The 17,083-nt window shown below is 62.0% G+C and carries 18 protein-coding genes; 6 read left to right on the forward strand and 12 right to left on the reverse strand.

The annotated features are described in order from the left end of the window. Position 1: 1 nt before the first annotated feature. Complete coding sequence (locus tag EN851_RS07350; protein ID WP_245520703.1) at positions 2–568, reverse strand: SIS domain-containing protein; 567 nt, start codon at positions 566–568, stop codon at positions 2–4. Positions 569–758: 190 nt separating this feature from the next. Between EN851_RS07350 and EN851_RS07355 the strand changes: the two genes are divergently transcribed. Then, positions 759–1,781, forward strand: coding sequence for an aldo/keto reductase (locus tag EN851_RS07355; protein WP_135928852.1), 1,023 nt, complete (start codon positions 759–761; stop codon positions 1,779–1,781). Positions 1,782–1,864: 83 nt separating this feature from the next. On the opposite strand, the gene EN851_RS07360 is transcribed toward EN851_RS07355, so the two are convergent. From EN851_RS07360 to clpP, 4 genes are all read right to left on the reverse strand, one after another. Then, on the reverse strand, positions 1,865–2,137 hold the full coding sequence (locus tag EN851_RS07360; protein WP_015318196.1) for an HU family DNA-binding protein: 273 nt from the start codon (positions 2,135–2,137) through the stop codon (positions 1,865–1,867). Positions 2,138–2,333: 196 nt separating this feature from the next. Further along, the gene (gene lon / locus EN851_RS07365; RefSeq protein ID WP_127869591.1) at positions 2,334–4,745 is read right to left on the reverse strand and encodes an endopeptidase La; all 2,412 of its coding nucleotides are present in this window, start codon (positions 4,743–4,745) and stop codon (positions 2,334–2,336) included. 274 nt (positions 4,746–5,019) lie between these two features. Beyond that, positions 5,020–6,294, reverse strand: a complete 1,275-nt coding sequence (gene clpX, locus EN851_RS07370; protein WP_023759839.1) for an ATP-dependent Clp protease ATP-binding subunit ClpX — start codon at positions 6,292–6,294, stop codon at positions 5,020–5,022. Positions 6,295–6,590: 296 nt separating this feature from the next. Continuing rightward, entirely contained in the window at positions 6,591–7,220 is a 630-nt protein-coding gene (gene clpP / locus EN851_RS07375; RefSeq protein ID WP_027028064.1) for an ATP-dependent Clp endopeptidase proteolytic subunit ClpP, read from the reverse strand. 334 nt (positions 7,221–7,554) lie between these two features. Here clpP and EN851_RS07380 point away from each other — a divergent pair, with 334 nt between their 5' ends. Further along, positions 7,555–8,148, forward strand: a complete 594-nt coding sequence (locus EN851_RS07380; RefSeq protein ID WP_135928853.1) for a hypothetical protein — start codon at positions 7,555–7,557, stop codon at positions 8,146–8,148. Continuing rightward, entirely contained in the window at positions 8,141–8,335 is a 195-nt protein-coding gene (locus EN851_RS07385) for a hypothetical protein (RefSeq protein ID WP_135928854.1), read from the forward strand. Before EN851_RS07380 ends, EN851_RS07385 begins: the two co-directional genes overlap by 8 nt. A 26-nt stretch (positions 8,336–8,361) precedes the next feature. Here the strand turns inward: EN851_RS07385 and EN851_RS07390 are convergent, their stop codons facing one another. Further along, positions 8,362–9,465 (reverse strand): FAD-dependent oxidoreductase, encoded by a 1,104-nt coding sequence (locus EN851_RS07390; protein ID WP_135928855.1) that lies wholly within the window; start codon positions 9,463–9,465, stop codon positions 8,362–8,364. Positions 9,466–9,569: 104 nt separating this feature from the next. Here EN851_RS07390 and EN851_RS07395 point away from each other — a divergent pair, with 104 nt between their 5' ends. Together EN851_RS07395 and EN851_RS07400 are read left to right on the forward strand one after the other, a co-directional pair. Then, positions 9,570–10,820, forward strand: coding sequence for a cytochrome P450 (locus tag EN851_RS07395; RefSeq protein WP_135928856.1), 1,251 nt, complete (start codon positions 9,570–9,572; stop codon positions 10,818–10,820). Between the two features lie 22 nt (positions 10,821–10,842). After that, positions 10,843–11,907 carry a hypothetical protein gene (locus EN851_RS07400; protein WP_135915449.1) on the forward strand — a complete coding sequence of 355 codons (1,065 nt, stop codon included), beginning with the start codon at positions 10,843–10,845 and terminating at the stop codon, positions 11,905–11,907. On the opposite strand, the gene EN851_RS07405 is transcribed toward EN851_RS07400, so the two are convergent. From EN851_RS07405 to EN851_RS07430, 6 genes are all read right to left on the reverse strand, one after another. After that, positions 11,908–12,258, reverse strand: a complete 351-nt coding sequence (locus EN851_RS07405; RefSeq protein ID WP_135915448.1) for a cupin domain-containing protein — start codon at positions 12,256–12,258, stop codon at positions 11,908–11,910. A gap of 5 nt (positions 12,259–12,263) precedes the next feature. Continuing rightward, a complete protein-coding gene (locus tag EN851_RS07410) occupies positions 12,264–13,544 on the reverse strand; it encodes an O-acetylhomoserine aminocarboxypropyltransferase (protein ID WP_135918722.1) in 1,281 nt (426 codons plus the stop codon). Between the two features lie 195 nt (positions 13,545–13,739). Continuing rightward, complete coding sequence (locus tag EN851_RS07415; protein WP_135915446.1) at positions 13,740–14,261, reverse strand: CoA-binding protein; 522 nt, start codon at positions 14,259–14,261, stop codon at positions 13,740–13,742. Further along, positions 14,258–15,040 carry an AAA family ATPase gene (locus EN851_RS07420; RefSeq protein WP_127280153.1) on the reverse strand — a complete coding sequence of 261 codons (783 nt, stop codon included), beginning with the start codon at positions 15,038–15,040 and terminating at the stop codon, positions 14,258–14,260. The genes EN851_RS07415 and EN851_RS07420 overlap by 4 nt, the downstream gene beginning before the upstream one ends. Before the next feature lie 27 nt (positions 15,041–15,067). Beyond that, positions 15,068–15,490, reverse strand: coding sequence for a VOC family protein (locus EN851_RS07425; RefSeq protein WP_127280154.1), 423 nt, complete (start codon positions 15,488–15,490; stop codon positions 15,068–15,070). Positions 15,491–15,499: 9 nt separating this feature from the next. Then, positions 15,500–16,324 carry an enoyl-CoA hydratase gene (locus EN851_RS07430; protein WP_127869601.1) on the reverse strand — a complete coding sequence of 275 codons (825 nt, stop codon included), beginning with the start codon at positions 16,322–16,324 and terminating at the stop codon, positions 15,500–15,502. A 153-nt stretch (positions 16,325–16,477) separates the two neighbouring features. Between EN851_RS07430 and EN851_RS07435 the strand changes: the two genes are divergently transcribed. Beyond that, complete coding sequence (locus tag EN851_RS07435) at positions 16,478–16,942, forward strand: PaaI family thioesterase (protein WP_127280156.1); 465 nt, start codon at positions 16,478–16,480, stop codon at positions 16,940–16,942. The last annotated feature ends 141 nt before the right edge of the window (positions 16,943–17,083 follow it).

Below are 17,083 nucleotides of genomic sequence, written 5' to 3' on the forward strand. Positions count from 1 at the left end.
TCTATTCCATGTTGGTGTGGCGGGCGCGCATGGCTTCAGGCGAGGCCGCGGTCAATTCCCTGAGTTTCAGCACCATGATCTCGAACAGCAGGAACAACGCTCCCTCGAAAACCGAGCCCATCGGCAGCACCGACGTCTTTTGCGACCCCTGGTCGTTGGCCATGGTCTGCGCCGGCACCAGCAACGTCAGATCGGCCAGGCTTGCGGCGCTGCCGCCCGCCTGGGCGGTCAGGAGCACGACGGTCGCGCCTGCCTCACGCGCGATGCGCATCAGGGTGAGTACAGTCGAGGTTTCGCCGGGCCCGGAACTGACAAGGAAGACGTCGCCCTGCCCTACCGGCGGCGTGGTCATGTCGCCGACGGCCGAAACCGGCAGGCCCAGATGATAGAGCCGCATGGCGAAGCCCTTCACCTGCAAGGCCTCGCGGCCGCAGCCATAGACGACGATCTGCCTGGCACCAACCAGCATCCCGCAGGCGGCGTCGATCCGGTCGCCATCGACGCGCGCCAACACCGCGCCAAGCTCGTCGAGCGCGGTCTTGAACATCTGCGAGCCGGAGTTGTTCACGGCGGCGCCCCCGCCGTGCCGGCAATCGAAGTAGATTGGCAATTCCCGATCACGCTTTTCCCCGGAACAGCTTGATTTCGTTCATGCTAGCAACCGCGAAAATGCGTGTCCAACGCTCAGCGGTGCTTTTGCCGAGCCACGAGCATGATAGTGTCATGTCAGACAAATCAGCAAGGCAAACGGGCAGGACATGAAGACACGGCATTTCGACCGCATCGGCAATGGCGGCATCACCTTCACGGAGCTGGGCTTCGGCACGGCGCCGCTCGGCAATCTTTACCGCGCGGTCTCCGACGAGGACGCCAACGCGACGCTGGAGGCCGCCTGGGCGACCGGCTGCCGCTACTATGACACCGCGCCCCTCTATGGGCTCGGCCTGTCGGAAACGCGCCTCAATCCGTTCCTGCGCTCCAGGAAGCGCGACGACTATGTGCTGTCGAGCAAGGTCGGCCGCATCATGCGCGCCTGCCCGCCCGAGGAGCGCACCGGCATCGGCAAGTTCTTCGACACGCCGTCGCGCAAGGAGGTCTACGATTACAGCTATGACGGTGTCATGCGCTCGTTCGAGGCCTCGCTGGAGCGGCTGGGCGTCGACCGCATCGACATCCTGTTCGTGCACGATGTCGACATCTTCACCCATGGCAGCAAGGAGGCATCCGACCAGCGCATCGATGAGTTCATGCGCTCGGGCTATTATGGCCTGCTCGCCTTGCGCGACCAGGGCGTCATCAAGGCATTCGGCGGCGGCATCAACGAGTGGCAGGTTGCGCAGGCCCTGGCCGAGCGCGGCGATTTCGACCTGTTCCTGCTTGCCGGGCGCTATACGCTGCTGGAACAGGAGGCGCTGACGTCTTTCCTGCCGTTTTGCCAAAAACGCGGCATCGGCATCGTTCTCGGCGGCCCCTACAATTCCGGCATCCTGGCGACCGGACCGAAGCCCGGCGCCTATTACAACTATTCCGAAGCGCCGCAGGATGTCATCGACCAGGTGACGCGCATCGAGGCCGTCTGCAAACGCCACGGTATCAGGCTGATCGAAGCCGCCCTGCAGTTCCCGCTGTTGCACCCTTCGGTGGTTTCAGTCATCCCTGGCGGTCAGCGCCCGGGCGAAGTCGAGAGCAATCGGTCGCTGCTGGATGCGAAAGTCCCCGCAGCGCTCTGGGCCGATCTCAAGCAAGAGGGCCTGATGCGCGCCGACGCCCCGACAGTTTGAGGAGCTTCCGATCGGGAGATACGTGTCCAAAAATGAAAAGCCGGGCAAGCCCGGCTTTTCTGGTTTTTTGAAATAAAACGCGCTTAGTTGACGGCGTCCTTGAGGCCTTTGCCGGCCGAGAACTTCGGCACGGTGCGCGCCGGGATCTTCACTTCGGCGCCGGTCTGGGGGTTGCGGCCGGTGGACGCAGCGCGCTTTGACACGGTGAAATTGCCAAAGCCGACAAGCCGTACATCGCCGCCCTTCTTCAGTTCGCCGGAGATGACAGAAAACACTGCATCGACCGCCGACTGCGCGTCACCCTTCGAAATGCTCGCGGCGTCGGCGACAGCGGACACCAGTTCGTTCTTGTTCATAAAAATTCCCTTCCATGAGAACACCGGAACTTACGACTCATCCGGCAGGAAACGGACTTTAGAAAGAAGCGTTCCCGCAACCAAGTCGAAAAGGCAGGAAAAAAGCGGAAAAAGCCCGGAATTCCGGGGTTTTTCACATGAAAAAGCCGGGCGCGAGGCCCGGCTTTCTGTTTGTGCGCTGCAACCTTAGAAAAAACTAATGCGCAAGCGACTTTCCGGCATCGTCGGCACTATCGGTCGCGGCCGGCGGATTGACCGGTTCGACCCATTCGATCGGCTCCGGCATCCGCACCAGCGCGTGGCGCAACACCTCACCGACGCGTGAAACCGGAATGATTTCCATGCCGTTCTTCACGTTGTCCGGAATCTCCGCCAGGTCCTTGGCGTTGTCTTCCGGGATCAGCACCTTCTTGATGCCGCCGCGCAGTGCGGCGAGCAACTTCTCCTTCAGGCCGCCGATCGGCAAGATGCGGCCGCGAAGCGTTATCTCGCCAGTCATCGCCACATCGGCCCGCACCGGAATACCCGTCAGCACCGACACAATGGCCGTGGCCATGGCCGCGCCCGCGGACGGACCGTCTTTCGGCGTGGCGCCTTCCGGCAAGTGCACGTGGATGTCGCGCTTGTCGAACAGCGGCGGCTCGATACCGAAATCGATGGCGCGCGAACGGACATAGGAGGCCGCCGCCGAAATCGATTCCTTCATCACGTCGCGCAGATTGCCGGTCACCGTCATGCGGCCCTTGCCGGGCATCATGACACCTTCGACCGTCAGCAGCTCGCCGCCGACTTCCGTCCAGGCAAGCCCGGTGACGACACCGACCTGATCGTCAGCCTCGACCTGGCCGAAGCGGTAGCGCTGAACACCGAGATAGTCGGCGAGATTCGCCGCCGTGATGCTCACCGTCTTCTTCTTCGTCTTCAGGATCTCGGTCACCGCCTTGCGCCCGAGCTTCATCAGCTCGCGCTCCAGGCTTCTGACGCCCGCTTCGCGGGTGTAGGTCTGGATGATGGCGCGGATCGCGTCCTCACCGACGGAGAACTCCTTCGGCTGCAGCGCATGATCGCGGATCACCTTCGGCATCAGGTGCCGCTTGGCGATCTCGATCTTCTCGTCCTCGGTGTAGCCGGCGATACGGATGATCTCCATGCGGTCCATCAAGGGCGCAGGGATGTTCAGCGTGTTCGCCGTCGTCACGAACATCACGCTCGACAAGTCGTATTCGACCTCGAGGTAATGGTCCATGAACGTCGAGTTCTGTTCGGGGTCGAGCACCTCGAGCAGCGCCGATGACGGGTCGCCACGGAAGTCCTGGCCCATCTTGTCGATCTCGTCGAGCAGGAAGAGCGGGTTGGACTTCTTTGCCTTCTTCATCGACTGGATGACCTTGCCGGGCATCGAGCCGATATAGGTGCGCCGGTGGCCACGGATCTCGGCCTCGTCACGCACGCCGCCGAGCGCCATGCGGATGAATTCGCGGCCGGTTGCCTTGGCTATCGACTTGCCGAGCGAGGTCTTGCCGACGCCGGGAGGGCCGACGAGGCACAGGATCGGCCCCTTCAGCTTCTTCTGGCGGCTTTGCACGGCAAGGTACTCGACGATGCGGTCCTTGACCTTGTCGAGGCCGAAGTGATCGGTGTCGAGGACGTTCTGCGCGTAGGCCAGGTCCTGCTTGACCTTGGAGTTCTTGCCCCACGGTATCGACAGCAGCCAATCGAGATAGTTGCGCACGACGGTCGATTCAGCCGACATCGGCGACATCGTCCTCAGCTTCTTCAACTCGGCTTCCGCCTTTTCGCGGGCCTCCTTGGAGAGCTTGGTCTTCTTGATGCGCGCCTCGATCTCGGCGGCTTCGTCGCGGCCGTCCTCGCCCTCGCCGAGCTCCTTCTGGATCGCCTTCATCTGCTCGTTGAGGTAGTATTCGCGCTGCGTCTTCTCCATCTGGCGCTTGACGCGCGAGCGGATGCGCTTCTCCACCTGCAGGACGGAGATTTCGGCTTCCATGAAGCCCATTGCCTTTTCCAGCCGCTCCTTGACGGAAAGCGTGGCCAGCATTTCCTGCTTTTCAGGAATCTTGATGGCGAGATGCGAGGCAACCGTGTCGGCGAGCTTGGAATAGTCGTCGATCTGGCTGGCGGCGCCCACCACTTCGGGCGAGATCTTCTTGTTCAGCTTGACGTAGTTCTCGAAGTCGGTGACGACCGAGCGGGCCAGGGCCTCGACCTCGACCTCTTCCTCTTCCGGCTCGACCAGCGCCGTGGCTTTGGCCTCGTGGAAGTCGGGACGGTCGGTGAAGGAGACGATTTTCGCACGCGAGGCGCCCTCGACCAGAACCTTGACGGTGCCGTCGGGCAGCTTCAGCAATTGCAGCACGTTGGCGAGCGTGCCGATGTCGAAGATCGCATCGGGCTCGGGATCGTCATCGGCGGCATTCATCTGGGTGGCGAGCAGGATCTGCTTTTCCTGACCCATCACCTCTTCCAGCGCCTTGATCGACTTTTCACGCCCGACGAAGAGCGGAACGATCATGTGCGGGAACACCACGATGTCGCGCAGTGGGAGGACTGCGAAGACGCCGTCGCTGGGAGCCTTGGATATTTTGGCCATTGTCCAACCTTTCATGTCGCGGCCACCATCAGGCCAACCGCGAATCTTATATTAACGACCGGGGATCGTTCCGCCTACCACCGTTTGTGACGGGAGTTTTACAGCATAGAAATCGGGCACCTCGGCCTTCTGGTGTTAGGTGGATGCAAGCGGGGCAAAGATCAAGAGTTAACATCGTCCGCAAATCCACTCCATCGCTCAGGCCGTATACCCGTCACAGCAAAACGGCGCCGCAAGGGCGCCGTTCCACAAAAATATAGGGCCAAGTGCCATATCAGGCGCTGACATTGCCCTTCTTTTCCTTCTGTTCGGAATAGATGTAGAGCGGCCTGGCGCTGCCGGTCACCACTTCTTCCGAGATCACCACCTCGCGCACGCCTTCGAGCGCGGGCAGTTCGAACATCGTGTCGAGCAGGATCGCTTCCATGATCGAACGCAGGCCGCGCGCGCCGGTCTTGCGCTCGATGGCGCGCTTGGCGATCGCAGAAAGCGCGTTCTCGTGGAAGGTCAGGTCGACATTTTCCATTTCGAACAGGCGCTGATACTGCTTGACCAGCGCGTTCTTCGGCTCGGTCAGGATCTGGATCAATGCCGGCTCGTCGAGATCCTCCAGCGTCGCCAGGACCGGCAGACGACCGACGAACTCCGGAATGAGGCCGAATTTCAACAGATCCTCGGGCTCGACCAGGCGGAAAACGTCACCCGTGCGGCGATCCTCCGGCGACGCGACGATGGCGCCAAAACCGATCGAGGTCTTCCTGCCGCGATCCGAGATGATCTTGTCCAGGCCAGCAAAGGCGCCGCCGCAGATGAACAGGATGTTGGCGGTGTCGACCTGCAGGAACTCCTGCTGCGGGTGCTTGCGGCCGCCCTGCGGCGGCACGGAAGCGACGGTGCCTTCCATGATCTTCAACAGCGCCTGCTGAACGCCCTCGCCCGACACGTCGCGGGTGATCGAGGGATTGTCGGACTTGCGCGAAATCTTGTCGATTTCGTCGATGTAGACGATGCCGCGCTGGGCGCGCTCGACATTGTAGTCGGCCGACTGCAACAGCTTGAGGATGATGTTCTCGACGTCCTCGCCGACGTATCCGGCCTCGGTCAGCGTCGTGGCGTCGGCCATGGTGAAGGGCACGTCGATGATGCGGGCCAGCGTCTGCGCCAGCAGCGTCTTGCCGCAGCCGGTCGGGCCAATCAGCAGGATGTTGGACTTGGCCAGTTCGACATCGTTGTTCTTGCCCGCATGCGCGAGGCGCTTGTAGTGGTTGTGCACGGCCACAGACAGCACGCGCTTGGCGTAAGGCTGGCCGATGACGTAGTCGTCGAGAACCTTGAGGATCTCCTGCGGGGTCGGCACGCCCTCGCGCGACTTCACCATCGAGGTCTTGTTCTCCTCGCGGATGATGTCCATGCACAGCTCGACGCACTCGTCGCAGATGAACACCGTTGGGCCGGCGATCAGCTTGCGCACCTCGTGCTGGCTTTTGCCGCAAAACGAGCAATAAAGCGTGTTCTTGGAATCACCGCTGTTGTTGCCGACCTTGCTCATTTTCATGTCCTTTCATGGCCGCCCGCCGATGGTCTGGCTGAAAGGGCGCATACTCTATTTATCGCGGGAATCCGCCGCCGCCAGTCTTCCGGCTCCCCGCAACGTATTCCGTACGAAACACAAATCAGAAAACGTGGCAATGATTCGCAGCTTCCACACGCAAAGCTAAGCCGTCGAAAATCAACATAGCCTTAACGTAGGCAATCCCGACCTCCGAGGGAACAGCCAATTGTGGCCGAAATGACGCAAGACACGCCAAAAGCGCGTGATGGTGCCATCCAACTGCCACCCAGCCTTTATGCCAACGCTCCCTCAGCCGCCTCGCGCGACGAAATGACCTTGTCGATCAGGCCGAAATCCTTGGCCTCGTCGGCGGTCATGAAATGGTCGCGGTCGAGGGTCTTCTCGATCTCGTCATAGCTCTTGCCGGTGTGCTTGACATAGACCTCGTTGAGGCGACGCTTCAGTTTGATGATGTCCTGGGCATGACGCTCGATATCCGATGCCTGGCCCTGGAAGCCGCCGGACGGCTGGTGAACCATGATGCGTGCGTTCGGCGTGGCAAAACGCATGTCCTTGTGGCCCGCGGTCAGGAGCAGCGAGCCCATCGAGGCCGCCTGGCCGATGCACAGCGTCGACACGGCCGGCTTGATGAACTGCATGGTGTCGTAGATCGCCATGCCCGAGGTGACGACGCCACCCGGCGAGTTGATGTAGAGGTTGATTTCCTTTTTCGGGTTCTCGGCTTCGAGGAACAGGAGCTGCGCGCAGACCAGCGTCGCCATGCCGTCCTCGACCGGACCGGTGATGAAAATGATGCGCTCCTTGAGGAGGCGCGAGAAAATGTCGTAGGCCCGCTCGCCGCGATTGGTCTGTTCGACCACCATCGGAACGAGGTTCATGTAGGTTTCGACGGGGTTCTTCATTCGATATCTCTTGTCTCGCGGTGGGATTCCGGCGCCGGACAGGCTGGCAGCTCGGGCAGAATCGGTTCTGGATCGTCAAGATGTAAATAGGATGCCGGCTCATCCTTCTGCAAGGCCGACCCGTCCTAGCCATCTGGGTAAGTCGAATCAAGCTTCCGGGCAAGGATTAGCAGCAGCTGATGCCGCGCCGGCCCGAAATACCGAGCCAGCCCCGACAGGTAGCAGTTTCTTAACCTCGTCGCTTAACGAAATGCGCCGAAACCGCTTTTCTCCGCAACGGCTTCCCCTACAATTCTGCGTTGAACTTTTGCCTGCAGTCAAACGGGGGAGTGCCATGTCTGGGAAAACCGCACGCTTCGCCATTGCCGGGCTGACCCTGCTCGGCTCGATTTCGCAAACGGCGGCCGGCGGCCGCGCCGTCGAATGCTACGAGCCCGTCCGCACACCTGACGTCTATGACACGGTCTACGAGGACGTCATGATCAGCCCTCCCGGCCAGCAGGTCGTCGACTATGACCCGCCGATCTATGGCACGCGGGAGCGCGTGGTGATGACCGTGCCGGCCCAGGTTCGGTATGAAGTGGTGCCGGCAATCACCCGGACCGTCTACCACACCGTCAGGGCCGATGGCGGCGGCTATTCCTGGGAATGGCGCGTCATCCATGGCCGCCGCGTGCTGTGCAAGGTCTGGCACAAGGCACGCTACGAACGCGTCGCCGAGACGGTGGTGATCCAGCCCGAACGCACGCGGCGCGTCGTCATTCCGGCGCAGTATGACAGCATCGCCGAGGAGGTGCTGGTGCGGCCCGAGCAAAGGCGCGTCATCGATGTTCCCGCCTCCTACCGGACCGTCGCGCGCCGCGTGCTGGTGCGCGAAGGCTCGTCCGGCTGGCGGCGCGTGCATATTCCGAGGCATTGTGATGAATAGCCTCGGCTGGGTCGTCATCGTCTTCGGCGTTGCGGCAGCTTATGTCTTGTTGCGGTACGATCTGTATGATGCGGTAGCCCTAAAGTGGAAAAGTGCGTCTGGATCTGAAGAGTATTATGCCTACGCGGCCTTCTTGGTTTTTGTGACAATCGCCGGAGCAGCGCTTTTCTTCTACGCTGGCGGTTAGCGAAAGGCTGTGAGGAAGACTTCAGGTCAAGTGACTTCCGCCCGAAGCCATTTTTTCAAGCCTACGATATCGCCATTGCCCAGGGTCTTGGCAACGCGCCTGCCGACCGCCGCGCCGAATTTGTAGCCGTGACCGGAACAGGCTGAGACGACCAGGCACTTGCCTGTCTCATGCGCTAGGAATTTCTCGTCATCCGTGAAAGTGTAGGCGCAGGTGACCACTTCGGTCACTTTGTACTCCTCGATGCGGGCGATCGGCGGCGAAAACAGGTTGCGGATCGCCTCGCCCTCGCCCGGCACCGGCTCGCGGTTCCAATCGGCGTCGCTGGTTGGCACCTTGTGCAGCCCCGAACCGAACTTCATGCCGGCACCGCGGGTGAGCGGGATCATATAGCCGTCGGTCTTGCCGCCGACATCGAGAATGACCGGTGCCGTTTCCCAGGCAGCCTTGAGATCCGCCGGCGGTTCGACATAGGCGAGTGCGGTGCGAAAAGTCCGCAATTCGCCGCCGAGCTCGGGGAATAGCTTCAGCACCCAGGCGCCAGCGGCTACGACGATGCGGTCGGCCTGCATCGTCTCGCCACTTTCCAGCAGGATATGGCCGGCCTCGGCATCGATCTCCGTCACCTTGCTGTGCTCGTAGACGTTGGCTCCGTTGGCACGCAGCCATGTGGCCAGCCCGGCTGCTATTTTGCGGCAATGCAGTGCGCCGCCTTCCGTCGAGAAATAGGCATAGCGGAACGAGCCAGCCTCGAAGAACGGCCAGCGCTCGACGGCCGCGTCCGGTTCCAGCAGTTCGAAAGGGAAATTCCCCTCTTCCAGACCCTCACGATATTCCTCGGCTTCATCGCCGGGCTCGCGCGAAACGCAGACGAATCCGCGCGCATCGAGGTGGTTCTCGCCGAGATCAGCCCACATTTCGTCCCAGGCCTCATAGGCTTCGGTGATCAGCCGCCCATATCCGGTTCCAGCGCGGTAGGCGCGGCGGATGATGCGGTGGTGGTCGCCGGATGCCGCCAGCGGATTGGGGATCGGCCCCTGCTCGACGATCGACACGCCGTGGCCGGCCTTGACCAGCGACCAAGCCGTGGAGAGACCGGCAATACCCGCGCCGACAACGATCACATTCATCCGTTCAGACCTTCCGCGGCCCTAATGGCTGGCTCAATCAATCGGGCTGTCGCAAGCAACATACGGTCTGGAACCGGGCTGGCAAGCCGCGCTATGGGTCTGGCATGACCAAATCGACGCTCTCCTATCTGGCCTTTGATCCAGCCACTCGCCGGCTTAGGCTCGACCCGCGCGAACCAGCCTTCTTCCTCAATCCGTACGAGGCCTACGGCTTCCTGCACAACGCATCGAATGCGTTTTTCTGGGAAGAATTCGGCTTCTGGTGCTTTGGCGACTTCGGCGACGTCAACAGACTGCTGCGCGACCGCCGTTTCGGCCGCCAGAACCCGGCCGGCATTCCCGACAGCCGCGGTGCCGGCCAGGATAGGACCCATCTCAAGGCATTCGACGGTATCGAAGCCAATTCGATGCTGGAACTGGAGCCGCCGGTACACACGCGCCTGAGGACATTGGTCAACCGTGCCTTCGTCTCGCGTCAGGTCGAACGGTTGCGGCCGCGTGTCGAAGCGCTCGCCAAGGAATTGATCGACCGTTTCGAACCAGGCAAGGCCGTCGACCTCCTGCCGGCCTTCGCCTCCCCCTTGCCGATCACCATCATCGCCGAAATGCTCGGCGTGCCGGTCGAGATGGGGCCGCAACTGCTCGACTGGTCGCATCAGATGGTCGCCATGTACATCCATGGCCGCACACGCGAGACCGAGGAGACGGCCAACCGGGCGGCGGGCGAGTTCTCCAACTTCCTGCGCGGCTACGTGACCGAGCGCCGCAAGAGCCCGGGCGACGACCTGCTGTCGCTGCTGATCTCGGCCCAGGAAGACGGTGAGAGGCTGTCTGAAGACGAGCTGGTCTCCTCGGCCATCCTGCTGCTCAATGCCGGCCACGAAGCAACCGTGCACCAGACCGGCAATGCCGTCCATTCCATCCTGGCGCAAGGCGATGACCCGCGCCGCTTCTTCACCTCACCGGAAACGACTGCGGCGACGGTCGAGGAATGCCTGCGTTTCGACGCGCCGCTGCACATGTTCATGCGCTATGCCTATGAGGAGATCGAAATCGCGCCCGGCATCGTCGTGCGGCCGGGCCAGACGATCGGGCTTTTGCTCGGCATGGCCAATCATGACCCGTACGCCTTCGCCGACCCCCTTGCCTTCCAGCCCGGCCGACCGGACCAGAAGAACGTGTCGTTCGGCGCGGGCATTCATTTCTGCATCGGCGCGCCGCTCGCCCGGCTCGAACTCCAGGTTTCGCTGAAGACTTTGTTCGAGCGGCACCCACAACTCCATCTTGCCGAACAGCCCCGCTTCCGCGACACTTACCACTTCCATGGGCTGGAGGCGCTCTCCGTGCGCTTCTGACCATAGTGGGCTGGGGCTTGCTATGAGATTGTTTTCGAGAGGCGCGATCGCGCTCGCCGTGACGATTCTGCTCGGCTGCCTGGCTGGTGCCATGGCCCAGCAGCCGGAGAATATCCCGCAGCAAAACAGTGACGCCATCGCCAGGAAACTGGCCGGCGTGCTGCTCGAACGCCAGATTGGCGCGAAAGTGCCGGCGGAGAGGTTCGGCGCCTATGAGGTCGATTTCAACCTCGACGGATTTTCCGAGATCTATGTCTATGTGCAGGATCCCGCCTGCGACGGGGTCAAGTGCGGGTTGTTCCTGTTCGTGCTGGAGGGCGACGGCTATCGCGAGGTGCTGGGCGACATTCCGGGCGCCAGGCTGACGGACCCGGCCAAGGTCGGGCTCGGCGCCTTCAAGCGCAAAGGCTTTATTGACCTGCAGCTCAACCAGACGCTGGCCAGTTGGAACGGTGAGCGCTATGCCGACAGCTCGACTTTTCCGGCTTCTTCGCTCGACGGCACTGCCTTTATCGCGGCCTGCCGAAAAAACAAATCGAGCGAACAGCCCGAAGAGGGTGAGGCTGAACGGGTGACCAGCGAATGCCAGTGCCAGTTCAACCGGTTCCAGACGATCGGCTTTGCACAGGCCGATCTCGACACCTATGCGGCCTCTTTCGGCGAAAACTTTGTCTATCCGACCGGTGACAGGGAAAAGCCGTGGCAGGCGCTGGTCAAGGATGCGGAGGATGTCGGCACCGGCTGCGACGTCGTCAGCGGCAAAAGCCAGTGGCAGCCGGCCTATTTCAACCATGGCGACCAGCAGCAGCAGAAACTTGACTTCGATGCCTTCCTCGACGCCTGTCCAGCGCAGAACTTCATCCTGACCAACCGGAAGACCGGTTCGCCGGACCGCGCGCTTGGCCTGTGCGGCTGCCTTGCCCGCGAGCTGCCGACGCAGGGCGTCACGCAAACAGGGATGGATCTCCTGGCGCAATATTATCGCGACGAGATATCGGACGCGGACATCGATGCGCAGGACAGCGAATTGCTGGCCGCTCACGACAAGGCCTCGGACGCGTGCCTCGCCCAGTTCCCGGCGAAATGATCAAAGCTTGATCACATACTCCTTGCGAGTCGTTTCAAGCACTTCCCAGCTTCCCCTGAAGCCCGGCCGCAGCACGAAGCTGTCACCGGCTTTGACCGTGCGCGCCTCTCCGCCCTCTTCCGCGATCACCGAGACGCCTGAGAGAATGTGGCAGAACTCCCATTCGTCATAGACGATGCGCCATTTGCCGGGAGTCGATTCCCAGATGCCGGCATAGAGGCCGCCGTCGCGCTCCTCGACATTCCAGGTGCGGAATTTCGGATCGCCGGAGATCAGACGATCCGGCGCGGGCGCGCCGGATTCGGCATCGACGGTGTCAATGCCGACGGCAAGGAATTTTGGCTCGGCCATGGCAATCAAACCTTGGCAAGTGCCTGTTCGAGGTCGGCGACGATGTCGGAGACATCCTCGATGCCGATGGACAGCCGCACCGTGTCCGGGCCAGCGCCGGCCTTGACCTTCTGCTCGTCGGAAAGCTGGCGGTGCGTGGTCGATGCCGGGTGAATGACCAGCGACTTGGTGTCGCCGACATTGGCCAGATGCGAAAAGAGTTCGAGTGCCTCGACGAATTTGATGCCCGCCTCGTAGCCGCCCTTGAGGCCGAAGGTGAACACGGCGCCCGAGCCCAGCGGCGAATATTTCTTCTGCAGCGCATTGTTCTTGTCGCCGGGCAAGCCGGGATAATTCACCCAGGCGACCTTGGGGTGGTTGGACAGCCAGCCGGCGACCGTGATCGCGTTGTCGCAGTGGCGCTGCATGCGCAGCGGCAAGGTTTCGAGGCCGGTCAGGATGAGGAAGGCGTTGAAAGGCGAGATTGCCGGGCCGAGATCGCGCAGGCCGAGCACGCGGGCGGCGATGGCGAAAGCGAAATTGCCGAAAGTCTCGTGCAGTACGAGGCCGCCATATTCGGGGCGCGGTTCCGACAGCATCGGGTACTTGCCCGATTTCGACCAGTCGAAAGTGCCACCATCGACGATCACGCCGCCGATCGAATTGCCGTGCCCGCCGATAAACTTGGTCAGCGAATGGACGACGATATCCGCGCCGTGCTCGATCGGGCGGATGAGATAGGGCGAAGCCAGCGTATTGTCGACGATCAATGGCAGGCCGTGCTTGCGGGCGATGTCGCCGATCTTCTCGATATCCACGAAGGTGCCGCCCGGATTGGCCAGGCTCTCGATGAAGATCGCCTTGGTCCTGTCGTCGATCTGGTTCTCGAAGGTCGAGAGATCATTGGTGTCGGCCCAGCGCACCTCCCAGCCATAATTCTTGAAGGCATGACCGAACTGGTTGATCGAACCGCCGTAAAGCTTGTTGGCGGCAACGAAATTGTCGCCCGGCTGCATCAGATTGTGGAACACGATCACCTGCGCGGCGTGGCCGGATGCCACAGCAAGGGCAGCCGTGCCGCCTTCGAGTGCGGCGACGCGCTCTTCAAGCACCGCCTGCGTCGGGTTCATGATGCGGGTGTAGATGTTGCCGAAGGCCTTCAGGCCGAAGAGAGAGGCGGCATGGTCGGCATCGTCGAAGACGAAGGACGTGGTCTGGTAGATCGGCGTGGCGCGCGCGCCGGTGGCCGGATCGGGCTTGGCGCCGGCATGGACGGCGAGCGTATTGAAACCGGGCGTACGGGTCACGGAAACCTCCCTCAAGAACTTTCTCAAAATTCGCCGGGCATTCTTGGCGAAGCGCGGCCTGGAATGCAAAGAAGAAAATACCTTTCGGCGTGCGATCCGCGATGAACGCGCGGGAAACTCAATCGCTTCCCGGAAAAATTTTTGCGCGCCGGCAGTGGACTGGAATCTCTTGCCAAAAAGCAATCCCGGATCACGTCACTTCTGGCGGACGCCAAAACTCTGGAAGCCCTGGCGCATCAGCGGCTTCTTCGACGACAGCACCCCGGAATTGACCCCGGTCCAGCCGATCTCGCCGGAGAGCTTGCCGTATTCGATCTTGGGGCAGCGGTTCATCACCACCTTGATGCCGGCGGCCTCGGCGCGCGCGGCTGCCTCGTCATGGCGCACGCCAAGCTGCATCCAGATGACTTTCGGCAAGGGAACGAGCCGCAACGCCTCGTCGACGATGCCTGGCACCGCCGCCGGCGCGCGAAAGATGTCGACCATGTCGATCGGCTCCGGAATGTCGGCCAGCCTGGCATAGGTCATCCGGCCAAGGATTTCCTTGCCGGCCTGGCCAGGATTGATCGGAAACACCGAAAACCCCTTGGCCAGCAGGTATTTGAGCACGAAATAGCTTGGCCTGACGTCATTGGCCGACGCCCCGACCATGGCGATGGTCTTCACCGAATTGAGGATGCCGCCGATGTAGGTGTTGTCGTAGCTATCGTGATTCATGCCTCGTCCTCATACAACGCCTCGGTGAGAAAACCATCCGGGTCATTGCTGAAATCGCGCAGCATGCGGAAATGGTCCGTATCGCGAAAGTCGGCGGGCTCAAGCCCGAACCTGCTGATGCGGAACAGCCGCGCGCCGGGACAGGCCATCAGCAGCGGCGAGTGCGTCGCCATGATCACTTGCGCGGTGCCCGACTGGTCCATGCGCCGCAGCATCTTGAGCAGTTCGATCTGGCGCGAAGGCGACAGCGCGCTTTCAGGCTCGTCGAGTATGTAGATGCCTTGCCTGCGGCAGCGTTCCTCGAAGAAACGGATAAACCCCTCGCCATGCGACCAGGAGAGAAAGTCAGGCGGAGGCGGCCCGAACGGGTCTTCCAGCGCCGCCTGATCGAGATAGCGGGCGACGGAATAGAAGGATTCGGCGCGGAAGAACCAGCCGGCGGTGACCTTCGGCAGCCAATGGCCACGGAACGTGTTCGCCAGCGCGGCGCCACTCTTGTCGATGGCGCTGGAATGGTCGACCGGCCGGTAACCCTTGCCGCCGCCGGCCTCGTCGTAACCGGCCAGCGCCCCGATCGCCTCGAGCAAGGTGGATTTGCCGGTGCCGTTCTCGCCAACGATGATGGTGATCGGCGTGGTGAATTCGAGTTCGAAGGCGTGGCCGCGAAACAGCGGCAGGTTCCACGGGTATTTTTCCCAATCGTTCACGCGCTCGGGGTCGAGCAGGATGCGTTTGAGATAGGGTGCCTTCAGCCGCGTCAGCTGCTTGCGGTGGGCCATCACTTGGTCAGCATCGCCGGGGCTGCATCATTCGGGCAGCGAAATCGTGCCGTCTTCCGCGATTGGAAAGGCCGGATTGTGCGCCACTTCCCAGACATGTCCATCGGCATCGGCGAAATAGCCGTACCAGCCGCCCCAGAACGCGCGGCCTGCCGGCTTGACGATCTTGCCGCCGGCCTGTTCAGCCATGGCGAGCACCTCGTCGACTTCGGCATCGGAGCGAGTGTTGTAGGCGAGGTAGACCGCTGACGGCGCCTTGGTGAAGGCGACGCCGGAATCCTCCTCGGCGCTGGCGCGCGGGAACAGGCCGAGGATGGCGCCGCCCATCTGGAAGAAGGCGACACCATCGGTGATCCCGGCATGACGTTTCAGGCCCATCGCCTCGTAGAAACGCACCGCGCGATCGAGATCGTCGGTGGCGATGGTGATGATGGAGATGCGCGGTTCCATGCTCCCGTCCTATTCGTCCGTCCATTCCGGCTTGCGCTTGCCGATGAAGGCGCCGATGCCCTCTTCCGCGTCCCGCGCCAGCATGTTCTCGACCATGACGCGGCCGGTATAGGCATAGGCATCCGCCAGCCCCATTTCGGCCTGCGCGTAAAAGGCTTCCTTGCCGGTCTTCACGACCAAGGACGATTTGGACGCAATGGTTTGCGCGTATTTGGTGACAATCTGATTCAGGTACTCACGCGGCACGACGCGGTTGACGAGGCCGAATTCCTTGGCCGTTGCCGCATCGATCGTCTCACCGGTCAACAGCATCTCCATCGCCTGCTTGCGCGAGACGTTGCGCGACAGCGCCACCATCGGCGTCGAACAGAACAGGCCGATGTTGACGCCCGGCGTGCAGAAGGTCGCCTCATGCGAGGCGATGGCCAGGTCGCAGCTCGCGACCAGTTGCAGGCCGGCGGCTGTCGCCAGGCCATCCACCTCGGCGATGACAGGCAGGGGGTGGCGCACGATCGTCTGCATCAGCGTGGCGCAAGCGGCAAAGGTCTCTTCGAAGAAGGCCTTGCCGCGATCGGCGTCGGCGCGCCGCGCGGTCATTTCCTTGAGGTCATGGCCGGCGCAGAACACCTTGCCGGCCGCCGAGAGTACGATGACACGAACGGCCTTGTCGGCCCTGGCGCGGTCGAGTTCCGCCGTCAGCGCCGCCATGACCGCCAGCGACAAGGCGTTGGCGGGCGGATTGGCAAGCGTCAGGCGCAGCACGCCCTTGTCCAGCCTTGTCGTGACCGGGCCCTCTTCGGCGGCAGCAGGCTTGATGGCAAGGATTTCGGCCATGGCTAAGGTCTCCGCGACTCCGATCGTGTTGGCAGAGTATCTAATATCGGTTCGGGTTTCGTCCAACACCCATCGCTTGCGCCAGGGCGATGTATATGTTGCCAGAAACGCCCGGCTGCGCCCATACAAGCATGCGCAGAACGAGAGACCGACATGCCCGCCCAGACCAATCTCAAGCCGGTGCTGACCGCAGTGCAGATCAACGTGTTGATGGAGAGCGTCTTTCCGCAACTCAATGAGAGTTCCGCCGCCTATGAGGCCATCGACGTGTTTCCCGGCGGCTGTATCGTGCGGCTCAATGCCGGCGAGCGGCATTTGCGCCCCGGCGGCACCGTGTCCGGCCCTGCCCTGTTTACGCTGGCCGACATTGGCGGCTATGTCTGCGTGCTCAGCCATGCCGGGCCGGATGCGCTCTCGGTCACCACCAACCTCAACATCAACTTCGTCCGCAAGGCCGAGGCCGGGCCGATCGATGGCCATTGCCGCATCCTGAAGCTCGGAAAGAGCCTGATGGTGTTCGACATCGACATCGTCGCCGGCCCGGATGGACACACGATCGCGCATGCCACGGGTACCTACTCGATCCCGCCGAAGCGCACCAGCGATGTGGTAAAATAATACCTTTTACCTAGGTCGTTGTTTTTGCTATTGTTTCTTCGCCGTAGAGCTTTTTGATCTGCTTGACGTGCAGTTCCCCCTCGCCTATAAGCCCTCACGAAGCAGCGGCCCGCAAAAGGCCGCCGTTTTGTTATTGGCTGA

The sequence above is a fragment of the Mesorhizobium sp. M8A.F.Ca.ET.208.01.1.1 genome, from assembly GCF_004791315.1.
Lineage (GTDB): Bacteria > Pseudomonadota > Alphaproteobacteria > Rhizobiales > Rhizobiaceae > Mesorhizobium.

What these genes read in the sequence shown, in the direction of transcription:
- EN851_RS07360 (WP_015318196.1), bottom strand. Translation starts at nt 2,137, where the DNA reads ATGAACAAGAACGAACTGGTGTCCGCTGTCGCCGACGCCGCGAGCATT.
- EN851_RS07405 (WP_135915448.1), bottom strand. Translation starts at nt 12,258, where the DNA reads ATGGCCGAGCCAAAATTCCTTGCCGTCGGCATTGACACCGTCGATGCC.
- EN851_RS07395 (WP_135928856.1), top strand. Translation starts at nt 9,570, where the DNA reads ATGACCAAATCGACGCTCTCCTATCTGGCCTTTGATCCAGCCACTCGC.
- EN851_RS07435 (WP_127280156.1), top strand. Translation starts at nt 16,478, where the DNA reads ATGCCCGCCCAGACCAATCTCAAGCCGGTGCTGACCGCAGTGCAGATC.
- EN851_RS07430 (WP_127869601.1), bottom strand. Translation starts at nt 16,324, where the DNA reads ATGGCCGAAATCCTTGCCATCAAGCCTGCTGCCGCCGAAGAGGGCCCG.
- lon (WP_127869591.1), bottom strand. Translation starts at nt 4,745, where the DNA reads ATGGCCAAAATATCCAAGGCTCCCAGCGACGGCGTCTTCGCAGTCCTC.
- EN851_RS07400 (WP_135915449.1), top strand. Translation starts at nt 10,843, where the DNA reads ATGAGATTGTTTTCGAGAGGCGCGATCGCGCTCGCCGTGACGATTCTG.
- clpX (WP_023759839.1), bottom strand. Translation starts at nt 6,294, where the DNA reads ATGAGCAAGGTCGGCAACAACAGCGGTGATTCCAAGAACACGCTTTAT.
- EN851_RS07420 (WP_127280153.1), bottom strand. Translation starts at nt 15,040, where the DNA reads ATGGCCCACCGCAAGCAGCTGACGCGGCTGAAGGCACCCTATCTCAAA.
- EN851_RS07380 (WP_135928853.1), top strand. Translation starts at nt 7,555, where the DNA reads ATGTCTGGGAAAACCGCACGCTTCGCCATTGCCGGGCTGACCCTGCTC.
- EN851_RS07390 (WP_135928855.1), bottom strand. Translation starts at nt 9,465, where the DNA reads ATGAATGTGATCGTTGTCGGCGCGGGTATTGCCGGTCTCTCCACGGCT.
- EN851_RS07415 (WP_135915446.1), bottom strand. Translation starts at nt 14,261, where the DNA reads ATGAATCACGATAGCTACGACAACACCTACATCGGCGGCATCCTCAAT.
- EN851_RS07425 (WP_127280154.1), bottom strand. Translation starts at nt 15,490, where the DNA reads ATGGAACCGCGCATCTCCATCATCACCATCGCCACCGACGATCTCGAT.
- EN851_RS07355 (WP_135928852.1), top strand. Translation starts at nt 759, where the DNA reads ATGAAGACACGGCATTTCGACCGCATCGGCAATGGCGGCATCACCTTC.
- EN851_RS07385 (WP_135928854.1), top strand. Translation starts at nt 8,141, where the DNA reads ATGAATAGCCTCGGCTGGGTCGTCATCGTCTTCGGCGTTGCGGCAGCT.
- clpP (WP_027028064.1), bottom strand. Translation starts at nt 7,220, where the DNA reads ATGAAGAACCCCGTCGAAACCTACATGAACCTCGTTCCGATGGTGGTC.